Raw genomic sequence first — 19,753 nt, 5'->3', positions numbered from 1 at the left:
TCTTTATCTTCTCTTATTCAGCGTTATCTAAAAACTCTTTAAATCGTTCTGTAAATTTCTCTAAAAACGATTTTCCTTTAGGCTTTGGCCTATACACTTCTCTTTGTTCAGTTTTTTCCTCTTCTGCTACAATATTTTCTTCTTCAACTTGCGGTTCAGTTTCTACTTCATCTACAACTACTACAGGCTCTTCTTTATTGTATTTATCTAAACCTTCCATTAACAAACCTACAGCTGTAGCGTATGATGGGCTTGATAACACATCATCACTTCCACCCGCTAAATGTTCGTTTGGATAACCAATACGAGTATCCATTCCTGTGATGTATTCAACTAACTGACGTAAATGTTTTAATTGTGATCCTCCACCTGTTAAAACAATTCCTGCAATTAATTTTCCTTTTTGAGTTTCGTGTCCGTAATTTTTAATTTCTAAATACACATGTTCAATAATTTCTTGAACTCTTGCGTGAATTATTTTTGAAAGATTCTTTAAGGTAATCTCTTTAGGTTCTCTTCCTCTTAAACCTGGAATAGAAACAATTTCAGTTTCTTTATTTTCTCCTGGCCAAGCTGAACCAAACTTAATTTTTAATAATTCTGCTTGCTTTTCAATTATCGAACATCCTTCTTTAATATCTTCTGTAATTACATTTCCTCCAAAAGGAATAACAGCAGTGTGACGAATAATTCCATCTTTAAAAATGGCTAAATCCGTTGTACCACCACCTATATCAATTAAAGCAACTCCTGCTTCTTTTTCTTCTTGACTTAAAACTGCTGAAGCTGATGCTAAAGGTTCTAATGTAATGTCAGATAGATTTAAACCTGCACTTTTTACACATCTTCCAATATTTCTGATAGAAGAAACCTGCCCTACAACAACATGAAAATTAGCTTCAAGTCTTCCACCATACATTCCAATTGGTTCCTTAATGTCTGGTTGACTATCTACTTTAAATTCCTGTGGCAACACATGAATAATTTCTTCACCAGGCAACATCACTAATTTATGTACTTGGTTAACTAGATCATCTATATCTTCATCTTTAATTACTTCATCAGCATTATCTCTGGTGATGTAATCACTGTGGTGTAAACTTCTGATATGTTGACCAGCAATTCCTACGACTACATTATCAATTCGTTGGCCAGATACACTTTCTGCTTCATCTACTGCTTGTTGTATTGACTGAATTGTTTGCGTGATATTATTTACCACTCCTCTTTTCACTCCCAAGCTTTTTGCTTTACCAATGCCAAGAACTTCTATTTTATCATATTCGTTCTTACGACCAATCATGGCAACAATCTTGGTTGTACCAATATCTAAACCAACTGCGATTTTATTGTTCTCCATCTTGATTTTCTTTTGTACATACCACTTGGTTGTGATACTTAAGGTTTATTGTTTTATACTTTTTTATTGTCTTATCCTTGATCGCTTTATTATAAAAAGCTTTCAATTTTTTAAATTTCAAATTTACATCTTCATATTTACCAAACTCTACTCTGTAGTTTCCACTTCTTACAGTAAAAACATACTCATTAGTGTTCAGTATTTGAATTCCTGTCACTTCTTTTTGGAGAAATTGATCCTTGGAAATAAACAGCACCAATTGCGTTATTTCTTGTAATTTCTCAGACAGATTGTCTCCATTAATTATAGGTACACGTGCAGAAAAACTTGACGACAACGGGATTTTAGCCCCCTCTTTATCAATATAATAAACCTCGTTATCAGAAATAATCCTAGCGATAGGCTCTTTTTGTGTGATATGAGTTTTTAACACTCCCCCAAGCGTTATAAAAACTCTCGCTTTTTCTACATATGGATTTGACGCTACCCTATTTTCTAGATGATGTAAATCTAATATACTTTTTGGTTGGTTTTTAACTGTCACTTGACTTTGTATTAACAATTTATTAACCGACTCATGAGTTAAAAAAGGATTAGAACCTTCGTTAAATTCTACAGTAATTGCATCAACAACTTTTTGTTGATTTCGTTTTTTTGTAAAACTATACAAGACTAGTAAACCTGTTACTAAACCTATGAATACAAAATATTTTGTTACTTTTTTAATCACTACAAATTGTATTCCTTTATTAACTCATCTTTTACTTCATTTACCATTAAGCCAATATCACCTGCTCCTAACATTACTATCACTTTAGCATTAGCCAGTTTAATTTGCTTAACCACTTCTTCTTTAGACAACAACTGTTTTTTTTCAGCTGTAATCTTATCTAACAACCACTTTGAAGTAACCCCTTCAATTGGTAATTCTCTTGCTGGATAAATATCTAGCAACATGACTTGATCGAATTTAGATAACGATAACGCAAAATCATCTACAAAATCTCTTGTTCTAGTGAATAAATGCGGCTGAAAAACCACTAAAACTTCTTCACTTGGATACATTTCTCGAACTGCACTTTCTACCGCATTGATCTCAGTTGGATGATGCGCATAATCATCAATTAGCACTAAACTTTCTGATCTTACTTTATAAGCAAAACGACGCTGTACCCCAGAAAAACTAGCTAATTGTTCTTTAATTTTATCTAAACTCACCCCATAAACATCAGCTAAAGCTAATGCCGCAAGAGCATTCATAATATTATGTCTTCCTGGTAAAGAAAACTCAACATCATTTATATTATTTTTAGGAGTTTTAACGTCAAAAACATATACTCCATTTACTATTCTTAAATTAGAAGCAACATAATCAGCATCCTCTTCAATAGCATATGTTAAACCTTCAATAGGTAATCCTTTTGCTACAATTAGCTGATCAGAAACTTTATTAGAAAATGCTTTAAAAGAATCTAAAAGCGCCTGATGTTCTCCATATATATCTAAATGATCTGCGTCCATAGATGTAATACACGCAATATTTGGAGATAAGTGTAAAAAAGAACGATCAAACTCATCTGCCTCAACAACAGAAATTTTATCTTTTCCTAGAATTAAATTTGAACTATAATTCTCAGCAATTCCTCCTAAAAAAGCTGTAGCTTCTATAGGTTGCATAATATGTCCTAGTATCGAAGAAGTCGTTGTTTTCCCATGAGTTCCTGCTACTGCTAAACAATAAGTATCATTCGTAATTCTACCTAAAATCTCGGCTCTTTTTAACACTTCGAAGCCATTATCTTTAAAATAATTAAACTCTGTATGTGTTTTTGGAATAGCAGGCGTGTAAACCACAAGTGAATTTTCTTTAACAAAAACTTCTTTCGGGATTAGATTGATATCATCTTCAAAATGAATTTCTATTCCTAAAGTTTGTAAATTCTCAGTAATAGGAGAAGGGGTTTTATCATAGCCTGTAACTTGTTTTCCATTCGCATGAAAATAACGAGCTAGAGCACTCATTCCAATACCTCCGATTCCTATGAAATAGATAATATGTATATCTTTTAAATTCACTAATTTATTAATCTCTCGATTTCGTTTACTATATGATTTGTAGCATTTGGTAATGCTAACTCTTTAATATTTTCACTTAAACTTTCCTGTTTGCCTTTATCTCTAAGTAATGTTTCAAAAACTACAGGAAAAGTATGTAATTCACTCTCTCGTAACATTATTGCACCATGCTTATCTACAATAGACTTAGCGTTTTTAGTTTGATGATCTTCTGCAACATTTGGCGAAGGAATAAACAATACAGGCTTTCCAACAATACACAATTCAGATACTGAACTTGCTCCTGCTCTTGATATTACAAAATCAGCTGCTGCATAAGCCAAATCCATTCGGTTCAAAAACTGGTGCACCTGAACATTATCATTCCCATACTCTTTGTACTCCTCGTAATACAGTTTTCCACATTGCCAGATTACTTGTACCTCTTGCTTTTGAAAAAATTCAAGTTCCGTAGCTATTAATTGATTAATTCTTCTTGCACCTAAACTTCCTCCAATAACTAAGATTGTTTTTTTAGCCGTATTTAAACCAAAAAACTCTTGTGCTTCTTCGCTTTTTGTATGTATCAACAACAGATCTTGTCGCACAGGGTTACCCGTTTTCACGATTTTATCTAACGGAAAGAATCGCTCTAAATTATCGTAAGCAACACAAATCTTTTTTGCTTTTTTACTTAATAATTTATTGGTAATTCCTGGATAAGAATTTTGTTCTTGAATCACAGTAGGAATACCTTTTCTGTTTGCCATCATTAAAGCTGGCCCACTTGCAAAACCACCTGTTCCAATTGCAACATCTGGTTTAAATTTTCTTATAATTTTACTTGCATTCCATAAACTACTTATTAGCTTAAATGGAAACATTAAGTTTTGTAATGTTAATTTTCTTTGAATACCCGAAATCCACAACCCTTTGATTTCATAACCAGCTTTGGGTACTTTTTCCATTTCCATTTTACCCTTGGCACCAATAAATAATATATGCGCAGTTGGATAGCGTAACTTTATTTCGTTAGCTATGGCAATTGCAGGATAGATATGACCTCCTGTTCCACCTCCACTTATTATAACATTTATTGATTTTTCCATCGTCATTTATATTTATATGGTTTCATGTAAAATATCTAACGGATTATCATCTAAAATTGATTCTTCTGTATCATTCTTCGAAGCACTAACACTTAAGACCATTCCTAAAGCAAAACAAGTCATCCAAATTGAAGTTCCCCCACTACTAATTAGTGGTAAAGTTTGCCCTGTAACTGGAAATAAATTTACCGCTACAGCCATATTAATAATGGCCTGAAAAATGATCGGCAAACCTACGCCAATTACTAATAAAGTTGCAAAAATTGTTGTCGCTTTTTTTGCAGCTATTATTATCCTGAATAACAGCAAGAAATACATAAAAATAACCAATAAGGCTCCCATCATTCCATATTCTTCAACAATAATTGCGTAAATAAAATCTGAAGAAGACTGTGGTAAGAAATTTTTCTGCACACTTTTACCAGCTCCTTTTCCAAAAGGACCTCCAGTTGCAATGGCTATTTTTGCTTTTTCAACTTGATAATTTTCAGGTTGGTTTTCTGAATTAAAAAAACCATCGATTCTACTTTCCCAAGTTGCTAATCGGTTAGGCATCGCATCTGGAAAAGCTTTTATCACCAAAATAAAGAGTCCTAATGCTACAACTCCAATTCCTAAAATATTCGCTATGTATTTTAATGGATATCCTCCAATAAAAGTTAACATAATTACCATCGAAAATATAATAGCTGTAGTAGAAAAGTTTGCAGGTAAAATCAATATTAATATCAAACCTACTGGCAACCATAATTGTAACAAACTCTCTTTAAATACAATCTTCTTTTCCTTATTCTTTGCTAAATAACGTGCCACATATACCAAAACAACAAGACCAGCAAGAGTTGAAGTTTGAAAACCAACTCCCACAAAAGGAATTCGAATCCATCGACTTGCATTAGCACCACCAATTGTTGTTCCCTGAGCTATTGTAACTATTAACAAGAGTAAAACTATAGGCAACATTAACACAGAACCTCCACTGAAATATCGGTATGGTATTTTATGAACTCCATATAAAATACCAAATCCCATAAGCAGCAGTACGATGTGCTTGATTAAATGCCCTGTTGTTGATCCATTACCAACAACATACACCAAGTTTGTACTTGCGCTATATACAGGCATGAAAGAAAGAATTGCTAAAACAGCAACTATAGCCCAAATGGCTCTATCTCCTTTTATATGTTTAAATATTGTTTTCAATATTTTATAAACTTCTTACTGCACTTTTAAATTGACGACCTCTATCTTCATAATTTTCAAACAAATCGAAACTTGCACATGCTGGAGATAATAAAACTGTATCACCTTTTTGCGCTATTTTATGAGCCACTTTTACTGCTTCTTGAGCTCCTGCTGTTTCCACAACAATATCTACAACATTTTGAAATGTCTCTATAATCTTCTGATTATCTAAACCTAAACACACAATCCCTTTTACCTTTTCTCTAACTAAAGGTAATAAGTCTGTATAATCATTTCCTTTATCTACACCACCAACAATCCAAACTGTTGGAGCATCCATACATTCTAGAGCATAAAATGTTGCATTTACATTTGTAGCTTTACTATCATTCACATAAGTAACTCCTTCAATTTTCACCACTTTTTCCAAACGATGCTCAGCCCCTTCAAAACTTGACATACTTTCTGAAATCCTATTATTACGTACTTGTAATAATTTAGATGCCAACATAGATGCCATTGCGTTTTTTGTATTGTGCTTTCCTTGTATCGTTAAATAAGATTTATCCATTATAAATTCTTCTTCGTTTATTCTAATTATTATTGCATCATCCTTAACAAATGCTCCATATTTCAATTCTTTAGTTATTGAAAATGGAACTAATTTTGATTGAACAGGATGTTTATCCAACCAATTCACTATTACCTCATCATCAGAATCATAAATCAAAAAATCATCTTTCGTTTGATTCATTGCTATTCTGAACTTTGAAGCTATATATTTATTAAAATCATAATCATATCTATCGAGATGATCTGGAGTAATGTTAGTAATCATGGCAATATGACAACGGAATGAATCGATTCCATCCAATTGAAAACTACTTAACTCTAACACATAATTCTCATAATTTTGCTCTGCAACTTGTTTTGCAAAACTATCTCCAATATTTCCTCCCATTCCAACATTTAAACCACCATTTTTTAAAATATGATGCGTTAACATTGTTGTGGTTGTTTTTCCATTTGAACCTGTAATTCCAACTATAGTCGCATCTGTATACTCTACTGCAAATTCTATCTCTGAAATCACTTTAATTCCTTTTGATAATAACTCTTGAATTAGAGCTACTTTATCTGGAATACCAGGACTTTTCATTACCACATCAGCATTAAAAATTTCACTCTCTGTATGCTGATTTTCCTCAAAATCTATCTCATTATATTCAAGAACTTCTTTATATTTCTTTGCTATCGTTCCTTTATCAGAAACAAAAACATCAAAACCTTTTTTCTTCCCTAGAATAGCCGTTCCTACTCCACTTTCTCCTCCTCCTAAGACAACTAACTTTTTCATTACCTCAACTTCAATGTTACTACTGTAAACACAGCTAGTAAAATTCCAACAATCCAAAATCGAGTTACAATTTTACTTTCGTGATAGTTTAACTTTTGATAATGATGATGTAAAGGCGACATTTTAAAAATTCGTCTTCCTTCACCATATTTTTTCTTCGTGTATTTGAAATATGAAACCTGTAAAATCACTGATAAATTTTCAGCAACAAAAATCCCTGCTAAAACAGGCAACAATAATTCTTTACGGATTGCAATTGCAATTACAGCAATGATTCCTCCAATTGTTAAACTCCCTGTGTCTCCCATAAAAACCTGAGCCGGATAAGTATTATACCATAAAAAACCTATTAGCGCTCCAGCAAAAGCAGCAACAAAAACTGTCATTTCACCAGAATTTGGTATATACATTACATCTAGATAATCAGCAAAAATGATATTACCAGAAACCCAAGTAAAAATAGCCAGAGTTACTACCATAATAGCAGAAGACCCTGCAGCTAAACCGTCAATTCCATCTGTTAAATTTGCTCCGTTGGAAACCCCTGTAACAATAAAAACAACAATTGGAATAAAAATTAACCATGCGTATTTTTCATAACCTTCACCTAAGAAACTTAAAGCTTTCGCATAGTCTAATTCGTTATCTTTTAAAAATGGAACAGTTGTTTTAGTTGACTTATGTGCCTCACTAAAAACTTTCTTCTTACCATTCTCCATAACTATTTGTTGCTCTTGTGGCAATTGTTCTTTTATAGTTACATCATCATTGAAGTATAAAATCGCTCCGACAATAAGCCCTAATCCAACTTGACCAACTACTTTGAAAATTCCTTTTAAACCTGCCTTGTCTTTTTTGAATACTTTTATATAATCATCAGCAAACCCAATAAAGCCCATCCAAACAGTTGTTATCAACAAAATGATTACATATATGTTTTCTAGCTTAGCTAGTAACAACACTGGAATTAACGTCGCCATGATGATAATTACACCACCCATTGTAGGCGTTCCGCTTTTTTGCATTTGCCCATCTAATCCTAAATCTCTAATACTTTCACCGACTTGTTGTCTTCTCAAGAAATTGATAATTCTTTTACCAAAAATTGTAGAAATCAACAATGACAATATAAATGCTGCAGCCGAACGAAATGTGATAAATTGAAACACACTCGCTCCGGTTAAATTGAATTCACTTTCTAAATATTCAAATAGGTAATACAACATTCTTTATATATTTTTTAGTTGATTAAAACATTGTTTCACTTCTTCCAAATCATCAAAATGGTGACGTTCACCATTCACCTCTTGATAATTTTCATGTCCTTTTCCTGCGATCAGGATTATATCTCCTGGCTGCGCTAACTTACAAGCGGTTTTTATCGCTTGCTTTCTGTCTACAATAGCTATTGTTTTTCTATAATTTTCTGGAGTTACCCCAGCTTCCATTTCATCTATTATCACTTGAGGATCTTCTGTCCTGGGATTATCAGAGGTAAAAATCGCTTGACTACTTAATAAAGAAGCAATATTTGCCATTTTAGGACGCTTTGTTTTATCTCTATCTCCACCACAACCCACAACAGTAATTACTTGCTCGTTACCTGTTCTTATGTTATTAATAGTTTCTAGAACATTTTTTAAAGCATCTGGCGTATGCGCATAATCTACTATCGCCGTGATTTTGTCGTTAGATACGATATATTCAAATCGACCACTTACACTTTGAAGCTCACTAATCGCTCGTAAAACCTCTATTTTATCTAAACCTAACAACTCACTAACTCCATAAATTGCCAGAAGGTTATATATATTAAAATCACCTATAAGTTTTGACCAAACTTCAATTCCATTTATAGTAACAAGTGAACCTGAAAAGCTTTTTTCTAAAATCTTCGCCTTAAAATCAGCTAGTGTTTTAAGCGCATACGATTTCTTGCTTGCCTTTGTATTCTGAAGCATGATATTACCATTCTTGTCATCTATATTTGTTAGCGCAAAAGCGTTTTTAGATAAACCGTCAAAAAAAGATTTTTTCACATCTCTATATTCCGCAAACGAATTATGATAATCTAAATGATCATGTGATAAATTTGTAAACACAGCTCCCTCAAAAGTTAACCCTTCTATTCTCTGCTGATGAATACCATGAGAACTCACTTCCATAAAACAGAACTCAACACCTTGATTCACCATTTCCGATAAATATTTATTGATCGTTAATGAATCTGGAGTTGTGTGCGTAGCTTTATACGCTACTTCATCTACCATTATCTTAACCGTAGAAAGCAATCCTGCACAATACCCTAACTTTTTAAACAACTGATATAACAACGTTGTGACTGTCGTTTTTCCGTTAGTTCCTGTTACTCCTATTAATTTGATTTTATCCGAAGGATTATCATAATAATTTGCTGCTATGTTTGCCAACGCTTTATTGGCATCATTAACCTCAACATAAACAACTCCCTCTTTTTTATTTTCCGGTACAACCTCACAAACAACAACTTTTGCACCTAAATCAATTGCCTTATCTATAAATTCATGACCATCAACATTTACTCCACGCTGGGCCACAAACAAATCATTTTCAACAACCTTCCTACTATCAAAAACCACATTAGCAATCTCAATATTTGTATCTCCAAATACTGAATTCACTCCTACCTTATATAATATGTCTTTAACTATTTTCAATTATGATAGTTTTAAATATACTGTTGCTCCTTTTCGAACTTTTACTCCTTTGTTAATTGACTGCTCTTTTACTTTTCCAATTCCAGAAACATTTACTTTCAAACCCATATTTTCTAAAATTGAAATAGCATCCATAGCAGACATCCCTACCACTTTAGGCATAATTGTTTTATACCTATTTATAATATCATAATACTTATTGTAATCTTTACTAATGGAAGCCGTTACAACAGAATCCGTTACCTTTTGTACACTTGAAGGGGTTGATGTATAAATTTTATGTGCTATTTCTTTAAAAACAGGAGCTGCTACTTTTGCTCCATAATACCCTTTTGAAGGATCTGGTTCATGCACAACCACTATACAAGAATATTTTGGTTTATCTACAGGAAAGAAACCAGCGAAAGAAGCTACATATTTTTTATTCGAATAATAACCTCCTTCATATTTTCCTTCTTTATTCTTTTTTCTAGGAATCCATTTTTTTGCTGTACCTGTTTTACCAGCCATTGAAAAGTTTGGAGAATAAATTTCTTCTGCAGTTCCCTTTTTAACCACATTCTCCATAACCTTCTTTACTTTATTTATAGTAGATTGTTTCGCAATTCTCTTTTTCAAAACAATCTTATCGAATTTCTCTACAGTTTTCCCACCTACTTTCAACTCTTTCACAAATCTTGGCTTTACCAACTCACCATTATTCGCAACACCATTATAAAACATTAGTGTTTGCAAAGGCGTTAAAGAAACCCCATAACCCCAAGCCATCCATTCTAAAGCAATTGGACTCCAGCGATTAGTTTTTGGCAAAGGAATAATTGGTTTGCCCTCACCAACAATTTGAACACCAGTTTGCTGATCTAAACCAAACTGCTTCATTCTTTTTATAAATTTATTAGGATTATGATCGTAATTTTTTTGAATGGCTTTTACAATACCAACGTTTGAAGAAACCTCAAAAACTCTAGCTAAAGAAATTTTACCATATCCTTCCCAATTACTATCCTCTACTTTTCTATTATTGATAAAAATTCTTCCTTTTTCAGTATCTATAACATCTGAAGTATCTACTACATTATCTTCTAGAGCCGCCATTAAGCTCGCTAACTTAAATGTAGAACCAGGTTCGTGACTTTCCCAAACTGCATAATTTCTTTTTTCGTAATATTTTCCTTTTGAAGTTCTACCTAAATTAGATATTGCTTTAATCTCTCCAGTTGCCGTTTCCATAACTACCGCACAACCATGATCAGCCTCAAAATACTCGAGTTGCTTCAATAAAGCATAATGTGTGATATCCTGGATATTAACATCTATAGTTGTAATAACATCTTTACCATCTTCTGGTTCTTTCTCATTAATATCTCTCAAAGGTTTCCATTGTCCTTTCGCTATTTTTTGCTTTACTCTCCAGCCATTCTCTCCTTTCATGTATTCAGAAAACGCTCCTTCTATACCTGCACCTCCTCTGTGATCGTTATACCCAATTGTACGTTCTGCTATCTTACCTATGGGATGCTCTCTTACTGTTTTTTGCTCAGCAATAAAACCACCACGGTAAACACCCAATTTAAACATTGGAAAACTTTTCATGGCCGCATAATCGTTATACCCTAAACCTCTCGCTATTAATAAATATTTATTTTTTCTATTTCTAGCATCACGGATTTTCTTCTCATAATACTGAGGAGTTTTACCCAACATTTTAGAGAGCTCTTGAGTTAAAGCAGCAATGTACTTTTCAAAATCCCTTTTCCTTACCGAAACTGGATCCATTCGAACTGTATAACTAGATACTGAAGTAGCTAAAAGATTTCCATCCGAAGCATATACATTACCTCTATTCGCAGCAATAGTATCATTTTTGATATTCTTCTCAATCGCCATCTTTTTATAACGCTCCCCTTTTACATACTGAAGCTCAAAAACTTTCCCACCTATAACCAACAAAAAAAGCGACATTAACACCGCAACTACGTACAACTTGTTTAATATGCTTTTTTTAACTATTGTCAAATCTTAAATTATTTTATTTTACTATTACTTTTATTTTTTGCGGAGGTTCTTGCGCTGGCTCCAAACCAGTAGGCATTACTTTTTTTCGAATCGCACTTTCTAATTTCATCCGCATTAGTATTGTGCTTGTATCAACATATTCAGCTCTCAACTCCCTCTTTTTTTTATTTAACTCAGCAATTCGCACAACCTTTTCATCAATAGAATGCGCACTCCAAATCATCACCAACAAAAGCCCTACTACAAATAGAATTATCTTCCAATTTTTTCCCGCAGACTCGTCTGTTAAAAAACTTCCACGTAATACATCATATATTCCTCCCGAATTATCCGCCATACTATGCCTTAGTTGCTATTCTTAATTTTGCACTTCTAGCCCTATTATTATGAGCTATCTCATCACTAGTTGGAACAACTAACTTCCCTACTTTTTTTAATGGCACATTAGTATTCCCATAAAAATCCTTTTCCGGCTCACCCTCAAACAAACCTGTTCTGATAAAACGCTTCACCAAACGATCTTCTAATGAGTGATACGAAATAACACTTAACCTACCATCATCTTTTAACAAATCAGGAATTTGATTCAAAAACTCTTTCAAAACCTCTAACTCCTCATTCACTTCAATTCTTATTGCCTGATATATTTGTGCTAAAATTTTATGCTCTTTCATTTTCGGAAGAAACCTTTTCAAAACTTCTTTCAACTCAAAACTAGTCTCTATCTTCTTCTCAGTTCTTGACGCAACTAATGTTTTAGCAATTGCTCTAGCATTCCTCAACTCTCCATAATAATACAAGACATCTGCAAGCTTAGATTCCTCATAATTATTAATTACTTCTTTTGCTGAAATTTTAGCAGTTTGATTCATTCTCATATCCAACTCTCCATCATATCTAGTAGAAAAACCTCTAGAAGCTTCATCAAACTGATGCGACGAAACACCAAGATCAGCCAAAACACCATCTACCTTCTTCACTCCATGAAACCTTAAAAAACGACTCACATACCTAAAATTCTCTTCAATCAAAACAAACCTATCGTCTTCAATTAAATTCCTAGTTGCATCTACATCCTGATCAAACCCAAAAAGCTTACCACCACTCCCCAAACGTTTCAATATTTCCCTTGAATGACCTCCACCACCAAATGTAACATCCACATAAACACCATCCTCCTTAATATCAAGAGCATCTACACTCTCTCGCAACAGCACTGACTCGTGATAACTATTCATCTATATCAATATTTCCCATAACTTCTTCTGCCAGATCTCCAAAATCCATAGCAGAATCTTCTAAAACACTCTCATACTTTTCTTTATCCCAAATCTCTATGATATTTACCGCACTAGAAAGAACCACTTCTTTCTTTATACCTGCAAAAACCGACAAATCTCTAGGAATCAAAACCCTACCAGTTGCATCAACCTCAACAACCTTAACCCCCGCTGTAAACCTTCTTATGAAATCATTATTTTTTTTCACAAATCGATTCAGCTTATTAATCTTGTTCATCATCACATTCCATTCCTGCATTGGATACAGTTCCAGACAAGATTGAAAAACAGAACGTTTAATCACAAAACCTTCTTGCAACACAGGAGACAACTGCTTTTTTAAGCCAGAAGCCAGCATAAGCCGACCTTTTGCATCAGCTTTACATTCATATGTTCCAATAAGGTTTATCACGATTAACTATATAGTAATATTCAAAAGTATAAATTTTTTACCACTTTTTACCACTTTTTACCACATTGTTAATAACTTATACCACTTTCATCCAAAACATATTCGATCACCAATAATAATCAGACATATAACCACTCTGAAAAAAGAAAATTGACTTGTAACAAAAAAGGTTTATTTTTGCGGTTAGCCAAATGTTAGCTAATGACTGATTTTTTAAAGAAAGAAGATAAATTTACTTATGCAGAAGCTGGTGAAGGAAGACCTATCATTGTTTTGCATGGTTTAATGGGTGCTCTAAGTAATTTTAATCATACTTTTAATCATTTTTCCGAAAGAGGATACAAGGTTTTAATCCCTGAATTACCTCTATATACGCTACCTATTTTAAAGACAAACGTTAAGAATTTAGCTCAATTCTTACACGATTTTATTGAGTATAAAAACTTAAAAGATGTTGTTTTACTAGGAAATTCTCTTGGTGGACATATTGCTTTATACTACATAAAACATTACCCTCAAGATGTTGCTGCACTAGTCTTAACAGGAAGTTCTGGACTTTATGAAAATTCATTAGGAAGTAACTACCCTAGAAGAGGCGATAAAGGTTTTGTTAGAACGAAAACTCAGGAAGTTTTTTATGATAAATCTATAGCCACTGAAGAATTAGTAGATCAAGTTTATGATGTTATAAACGATAGAAACACACTCGTTAAAACATTGGCTATTGCAAAAAGTGCAGTTCGACATAACATGGCAAATGATTTGCCTAACATGAAACAACCAACTTGTTTAATTTGGGGAAAAAACGATACTGTAACACCTCCAGATGTTGCTGAGGATTTTCATAGACTTTTACCTGATAGTGATCTATTCTGGGTTGACAAATGTGGACATGCTGCCATGATGGAACATCCTGAAAAGTTTAATAATATCTTAGAAACTTGGCTAAAAGAACATAATATTTAAGCGATGAAAATAAAATCTGCTGAATTTGTGATGAGTAACAGTAATGTTACAAATGCACCTAAAGACAGAATACCTGAATACGCTTTTATTGGCCGTTCTAATGTTGGTAAATCTTCATTGATCAACATGTTAATGGAACGAAAAAAACTAGCCAAAACTTCTGGAACACCAGGAAAAACACAGTTAATAAACCATTTTAAAGTAAATGACGAATGGTTTTTAGTAGATTTACCAGGATATGGTTACGCAAAAGTTTCTAAAAAGAAAAGAACCATTTTTCAATACTTCATTGAAAATTACTTCAAAGAAAGAGAGCAATTAGTTTGTGCTTTTGTTTTAGTTGATAGTAGACACGATCCTCAAAAAATAGACTTGGAGTTTATGCGTTTTTTAGGAGAAAATAGTATTCCATTTGCAATCATATTTACCAAAGCTGATAAACTACCTAGTTCAAAATTGAACAAACAATTACTTTCTTACAAAAGAAAATTACTACAACATTGGGAAAGTTTACCTGTTAATTTTTTAACTTCCTCTAGTAGTAAACTTGGAAGAGATGAAGTATTGAACTTTATCGATCAAGTCAATAAAGATGTAGCAGACGATTTTAAATAAATGATCTGATGTATTCTACTAAAGATAATCTTCAAGTTCTTCATGAAGACAACCACATTATCATTATCAACAAAAGATCGGGTGACATTGTACAAGGTGATAAAACTGGAGACAAGCCTTTAAGCGATGTTGTTAAAGAATACATCAAAGAAAAATACGATAAACCTGGAAATGTATTTCTAGGAACTGTTCACAGACTCGATAGACCTACTTCTGGTATTGTAATTTTTGCTAGAACATCTAAAGCTTTAGAACGTTTAAATAAAATGCTTAGAGATAAGCAAATTAAAAAAACATATTGGGCAATTGTAAAAGGACATTTAAACAAGAGTCAAAACACGTTAACCGACTTTCTAAAGAAGAATCCTAAAAACAATAAATCTAAAGCCTTTAAAAAAGAGATTTCTGGCAGTAAAAAAGCTATTTTACATTATACTGTGTTAAGAAAACTCGATCGTTACTCTTTGGTAGAAATTGATTTAGAGACTGGTAGACATCATCAAATTAGATGTCAGCTTTCAAATATAGACCACCCAATAAAAGGAGACTTAAAATACGGATTTTCAAGAAGTAACAAAAACGGAAGCATTCATTTACATGCTAAAAAAATTCAATTTACACATCCTGTAAATAAAGAAAAAATTATAATTAATGCTCCTACTCCATCTCATGACAGTATTTGGGATGCTTGTAACTAATTTGTATATTTAGTACAAATTCCTCTTCACATTATGAAAGCGTTAAAATATTTATTAGTATTTTCTGTTCCTTTTACTGTTTATATTTCATTCACTTCTACAGGATGGATTACTTTTCTTACGTTAATTTATGTTTTTGGAATTGTTCCTCTTGCTGATTTTTTTTTGAAGGTAAATGCTGAAAATTTCAATAAAGAACAAGAAGAGATCGAAAAGAATAATAAACTCTATTCTCTCATCCTCTACTTAACTGTACCTACTCAAATTTTCTTTTTAATCTGGTTTCTATTTGTTATTAACAATACTGAAAATACTATTGATTTAATTGGTAGAATTTCTGCTATGGGAATTATGTGTGGTGTTGTAGGAATAAATGTTGGACATGAATTAGGTCATAGAAGTAATCGCTTAGAACAATTGCTGGGTGAAGTTTTATTATTAACATCTTTAGAAACTCATTTTTTACCTTATCATAATGCTGGCCATCACTTTAATGTTGCTACTCCTGAAGATGCTGCTACTGCTAGAAAAAATGAGCTTATCTACATATTTTGGATAAGATCTCAAGTTATGAGTTACTTTGAAGCTTGGAAAATTGAAAATAAAAGATTGAAAACATCTAATAGAAATTGGTTTCACCATCAAAACAGAATGATTATTTACACTTTAGCACATATTGCTCTAATCGGCAGTATTTATTTTTCTTTTGGTGTAACTGTTACTTACTACTTTTTAATAGCTGCCGTGATAGGCATTTCTCTATTAGAAACTGTAAATTATATAGAACATTACGGATTACTACGTGAAAAAAATAAATTTGGTCGATACGAACGTGTTAAACACAAACATTCTTGGAATTCGAACCATGTTATTGGTAAACTTGTTTTATTTAATTTATCAAGACACTCAGACCATCACTACAATGGAAGTAAACATTATCAGATTTTAAAATCACTTCCAGAAAGTCCTCAAATGCCGACGGGTTATCCAGGAATGATGCTTTTATCACTCATCCCTCCTGTTTGGTTTATGCTAATGAATAAAAAACTACAAGAAATATAATTTTATGATCAATACAGTAACTACTGAAGTAATTCCTGAAATTATTCAGGAGCAACGTCATTTTTTTGCGACTCAACAAACTAAAGATATTTCTTTCAGAAAAAATAGTTTACAAAAGTTACTAAAGGAAATCACAAAACGTGAAAATGATATTTTGAAAGCATTACACAATGATTTTAAAAAATCGGAATATGAAGGTGTAATGACCGAAACAGGAATTGTTATTTCTGAATTAAAAATGATGATTAAAAATGTAAAATCATGGTCGAAACCAAGACGTGTTTTTCCTGCATTGTTAAACTTTCCTTCTTCTGCAAAAATTCACCCCGAACCTTACGGAACTACTTTAATTATTGCTCCATGGAATTATCCATATCAACTTGCTTTTTCTCCTTTGGTTGGGGCTGTAGCAGCTGGAAACACCGTAGTCTTAAAACCCTCTGAATTAACACCTCATACTAGTACAATTACTAAAGAAATTATTGAATCTGTTTTTGATAAGAAACATGTGGCTGTTATTGAAGGAGGAATCCCTGAAACTCAAGAGTTACTAGCACAAAGATGGAATTATATTTTCTTTACGGGAAGTGTGCCAGTCGGAAGAATTGTCGCCAAAGCTGCTGCTGAACACATAACTCCAGTTACCTTAGAACTTGGAGGAAAAAGTCCATGTATAGTAGATGAAACAGCTAAAATTAAATTAGCTGCTAAACGAATTGTTTGGGGTAAGTTTTTAAACGGAGGACAAACCTGTATTGCACCAGATTATCTATTGATTCATAAAAAAGTAAAAGATCAATTCACAAAGGCTTTTATTTCTGAAATTGAAAAAGCTTATGGAAAAAATCCAAAAACGTCAAATGATTTCCCAAGAATTGTAAATACGAAAAACTTTGATCGTTTGAATAAAATGATTGAAAATGAGTCGTTACTCACAGGAGGACAAACTGATCGTGAAGATTGTTACATAGCGCCAACTCTTATAGATGAACCTGATTTAAGTAGTAATGTAATGCAGGAAGAAATTTTTGGTCCGATTCTGCCAGTCATTTCCTATGAAACAGAAAATGATTTAGAGAAAATTATTACCAATTATGATAAACCTCTAGCTTTTTATGTATTCTCTGGGAACAAATCTTTTGCTAAAAAAATGATTCAACGTTATTCTTTTGGTGGTGGAACTATTAATGATACAACGGTTCATTTTGCAAATCATAATATACCTTTTGGAGGAGTTGGAGAAAGTGGTACTGGAAGTTATCACGGAAAACAAACCTTTGAGACTTTTTCTCATAAAAAAGGTGTAGTTACACGTGGAAACTGGTTAGATGTACCAACACGATACGCACCATATAAAGGAAAATTAAAGCAATTAAAGACTTTATTAAAATTCGGATAGTAAATTATGAATCAAAAAACTGTTCAACAAGCTATAGAATATAGAAGATCTGTTCGTGTATACGATAGCGAACAAAAAATTAAAGCTTCAACTGTAAAAAAATGTATCGAACAAGCAACTTTAGCTCCAAATAGCAGTAACATGCAGCTATGGGAATTTTATCACATTACATCTCAATCTGTGATTGATAAAATTATTCCTTTATGTTTTAATCAGAATGCCGCTAAAACAGCTCAACAACTTGTTATTGTTACGGTACGCAAAGATTTATGGAGAAAAAGAGCAAAAGCAAATTTAGAATATTTAGATAAAGTTTATCCTCCTAAACCAAAAACGAAACAATCTAGTAGAGAAAAATTTGCGAAGAACTATTATAAAAAACTAATTCCATTTGTATACAATGATTTTTTAGGGATTTTTGGTTTTTTTAAATATTTAACAGTTTTAATAACAGGATTATTCAAACCTATTTATCGTGAAGTGAGAAGTAAAGACATGCGTTTAGTAGCACATAAAAGTGCTGGGTTAGCAGCTCAAACTTTTATGTTGAGTATGGCTGGCGAAGGGTATGATACATGTCCAATGGAAGGATCTGACACTTGGCGTGTTAAAAAAGTTTTAGGCTTACCTTTAGGTGCGGAAATCAACATGATTATTTCTTGTGGTATACGAAAGCCAGAAGGTGTTTATGGAAAACGATTTAGAATTCCGTTTGAAGAAGTTTATAAAGAAATTTAAAAACTACTTTTGCAAAAACAAAAGTGAATTTCACTTCAAAAACAGAACATTACTAACTCTGAAACAAGAACTTAATATAAAAAAAGATAAATGCAGATATACTGCATTTAAGTATATACCAACGTTGTGCTTCATTTACACCGACAGATAAAAAATTAATAACTATGGGAATATTTGACTTCTTTAAGAAAAAGTCTAATGAAAAAAATAATGAAAATCCGATTGACGAAGCTCAAAAGGAATTTATTGAGAAATCTACAAATAATGCGGAAAGATTAATTTCTAGCTTTAACGAACGACTCGACAATGGATTGGATTATAGCGAATCGAGTCTGACTGTTTTAGATGATGAAATTTTGAGTCTATTTTCAGAAAATAAGGATGATATGGATTCAGGAATGTTAGAGGACATAATTGCTCAAGCGGGTTCATACATTTTCGAAGTAGCAAGAAGAAATTACGGTGGAAAATATTATTGGTATGACCAATTAAACCAACCTATTTTGGTTACTGGACAACCCAATTTTGAAATTTCGATACTGGCATTTGAAAAGGTAAAACAAAGAATTGAAAACGGGAACGAAGACAACATTCCTTTCTTTTTTGCTGGTTATTCAGAACGAGTAAAAAAAGGAACTAGAGGTGATAAAGCACTGATAACATAAAAAACGAAAGCACAACAATGGCTATAAGTAATTGCTTGTTCATGCCTACTTCTGAAAATCCTCGCGGATTTTCAGTTTGGTGTGTACTTGCAAAGTTAAGTACTAAACCACGCAACTACTCATAGCCCAACCGTTGGCAG

General features: G+C 32.7%; 19 protein-coding genes. 7 read left to right on the top strand and 12 right to left on the bottom strand.

Annotation, left to right across the window (positions count from 1 at the left end):
* Window positions 1-13: 13 nt before the first annotated feature.
* The 12 genes from ftsA to mraZ form a co-directional block, all read right to left on the bottom strand.
* Window positions 14-1,360 (bottom strand): cell division protein FtsA, encoded by a 1,347-nt coding sequence (gene ftsA / locus AQ1685_RS04895; protein WP_095069980.1) that lies wholly within the window; start codon window positions 1,358-1,360, stop codon window positions 14-16.
* Window positions 1,347-2,090 (bottom strand): cell division protein FtsQ/DivIB, encoded by a 744-nt coding sequence (locus tag AQ1685_RS04890; RefSeq protein WP_231970251.1) that lies wholly within the window; start codon window positions 2,088-2,090, stop codon window positions 1,347-1,349. The genes ftsA and AQ1685_RS04890 overlap by 14 nt, the downstream gene beginning before the upstream one ends.
* Window positions 2,090-3,436, bottom strand: coding sequence for a UDP-N-acetylmuramate--L-alanine ligase (gene murC, locus AQ1685_RS04885; RefSeq protein WP_095069976.1), 1,347 nt, complete (start codon window positions 3,434-3,436; stop codon window positions 2,090-2,092). The genes AQ1685_RS04890 and murC overlap by 1 nt, the downstream gene beginning before the upstream one ends.
* The gene (murG, locus tag AQ1685_RS04880) at window positions 3,436-4,524 is read right to left on the bottom strand and encodes an undecaprenyldiphospho-muramoylpentapeptide beta-N-acetylglucosaminyltransferase (RefSeq protein WP_095069974.1); all 1,089 of its coding nucleotides are present in this window, start codon (window positions 4,522-4,524) and stop codon (window positions 3,436-3,438) included. Before murG ends, murC begins: the two co-directional genes overlap by 1 nt.
* Window positions 4,525-4,536: 12 nt before the next feature.
* Window positions 4,537-5,727, bottom strand: coding sequence for an FtsW/RodA/SpoVE family cell cycle protein (locus AQ1685_RS04875; RefSeq protein ID WP_095069972.1), 1,191 nt, complete (start codon window positions 5,725-5,727; stop codon window positions 4,537-4,539).
* A 4-nt stretch (window positions 5,728-5,731) separates the two neighbouring features.
* On the bottom strand, window positions 5,732-7,066 hold the full coding sequence (gene murD / locus AQ1685_RS04870; protein ID WP_095069970.1) for a UDP-N-acetylmuramoyl-L-alanine--D-glutamate ligase: 1,335 nt from the start codon (window positions 7,064-7,066) through the stop codon (window positions 5,732-5,734).
* Window positions 7,066-8,292 (bottom strand): phospho-N-acetylmuramoyl-pentapeptide-transferase, encoded by a 1,227-nt coding sequence (mraY, locus tag AQ1685_RS04865; protein ID WP_095069968.1) that lies wholly within the window; start codon window positions 8,290-8,292, stop codon window positions 7,066-7,068. The genes murD and mraY overlap by 1 nt, the downstream gene beginning before the upstream one ends.
* Window positions 8,293-8,295: 3 nt before the next feature.
* Entirely contained in the window at window positions 8,296-9,762 is a 1,467-nt protein-coding gene (locus AQ1685_RS04860) for a UDP-N-acetylmuramoyl-L-alanyl-D-glutamate--2,6-diaminopimelate ligase (RefSeq protein WP_095069966.1), read from the bottom strand.
* On the bottom strand, window positions 9,763-11,724 hold the full coding sequence (locus tag AQ1685_RS04855; protein ID WP_095069964.1) for a penicillin-binding protein: 1,962 nt from the start codon (window positions 11,722-11,724) through the stop codon (window positions 9,763-9,765). It lies immediately after the preceding gene.
* A gap of 67 nt (window positions 11,725-11,791) precedes the next feature.
* The gene (locus AQ1685_RS04850) at window positions 11,792-12,115 is read right to left on the bottom strand and encodes an FtsL-like putative cell division protein (RefSeq protein ID WP_095069962.1); all 324 of its coding nucleotides are present in this window, start codon (window positions 12,113-12,115) and stop codon (window positions 11,792-11,794) included.
* Between the two features lies 1 nt (window position 12,116).
* Window positions 12,117-13,016 carry a 16S rRNA (cytosine(1402)-N(4))-methyltransferase RsmH gene (gene rsmH, locus AQ1685_RS04845; RefSeq protein WP_095069960.1) on the bottom strand — a complete coding sequence of 300 codons (900 nt, stop codon included), beginning with the start codon at window positions 13,014-13,016 and terminating at the stop codon, window positions 12,117-12,119.
* Window positions 13,009-13,470: a division/cell wall cluster transcriptional repressor MraZ gene (mraZ, locus tag AQ1685_RS04840; protein ID WP_095069958.1), complete on the bottom strand. Its 462-nt coding sequence runs from the start codon at window positions 13,468-13,470 to the stop codon at window positions 13,009-13,011. Before mraZ ends, rsmH begins: the two co-directional genes overlap by 8 nt.
* A 201-nt stretch (window positions 13,471-13,671) precedes the next feature.
* On the opposite strand from mraZ, the gene AQ1685_RS04835 reads away from it, so the two are divergent.
* From AQ1685_RS04835 to AQ1685_RS04805, 7 genes are all read left to right on the top strand, one after another.
* Window positions 13,672-14,436 carry an alpha/beta fold hydrolase gene (locus AQ1685_RS04835; protein ID WP_095069956.1) on the top strand — a complete coding sequence of 255 codons (765 nt, stop codon included), beginning with the start codon at window positions 13,672-13,674 and terminating at the stop codon, window positions 14,434-14,436.
* A gap of 3 nt (window positions 14,437-14,439) precedes the next feature.
* Complete coding sequence (gene yihA, locus AQ1685_RS04830; RefSeq protein ID WP_095069954.1) at window positions 14,440-15,051, top strand: ribosome biogenesis GTP-binding protein YihA/YsxC; 612 nt, start codon at window positions 14,440-14,442, stop codon at window positions 15,049-15,051.
* An 8-nt stretch (window positions 15,052-15,059) separates the two neighbouring features.
* Entirely contained in the window at window positions 15,060-15,749 is a 690-nt protein-coding gene (locus tag AQ1685_RS04825; RefSeq protein ID WP_095069952.1) for an RluA family pseudouridine synthase, read from the top strand.
* A gap of 33 nt (window positions 15,750-15,782) precedes the next feature.
* Window positions 15,783-16,811, top strand: a complete 1,029-nt coding sequence (locus tag AQ1685_RS04820) for an alkane 1-monooxygenase (protein WP_095069950.1) — start codon at window positions 15,783-15,785, stop codon at window positions 16,809-16,811.
* 4 nt (window positions 16,812-16,815) lie between these two features.
* Window positions 16,816-18,210 carry an aldehyde dehydrogenase gene (locus AQ1685_RS04815; RefSeq protein ID WP_173862344.1) on the top strand — a complete coding sequence of 465 codons (1,395 nt, stop codon included), beginning with the start codon at window positions 16,816-16,818 and terminating at the stop codon, window positions 18,208-18,210.
* 6 nt (window positions 18,211-18,216) lie between these two features.
* Window positions 18,217-18,948 carry a nitroreductase family protein gene (locus tag AQ1685_RS04810; RefSeq protein ID WP_095069948.1) on the top strand — a complete coding sequence of 244 codons (732 nt, stop codon included), beginning with the start codon at window positions 18,217-18,219 and terminating at the stop codon, window positions 18,946-18,948.
* A 164-nt stretch (window positions 18,949-19,112) separates the two neighbouring features.
* Window positions 19,113-19,613 (top strand): hypothetical protein, encoded by a 501-nt coding sequence (locus AQ1685_RS04805; protein ID WP_095069946.1) that lies wholly within the window; start codon window positions 19,113-19,115, stop codon window positions 19,611-19,613.
* Window positions 19,614-19,753 lie beyond the last annotated feature (140 nt).

This window comes from Tenacibaculum jejuense, from assembly GCF_900198195.1.
GTDB lineage: Bacteria > Bacteroidota > Bacteroidia > Flavobacteriales > Flavobacteriaceae > Polaribacter > Polaribacter jejuensis.
Note: the sequence above shows the minus strand (reverse complement) of the source record. Positions and strands in the feature narration are given on the sequence as shown.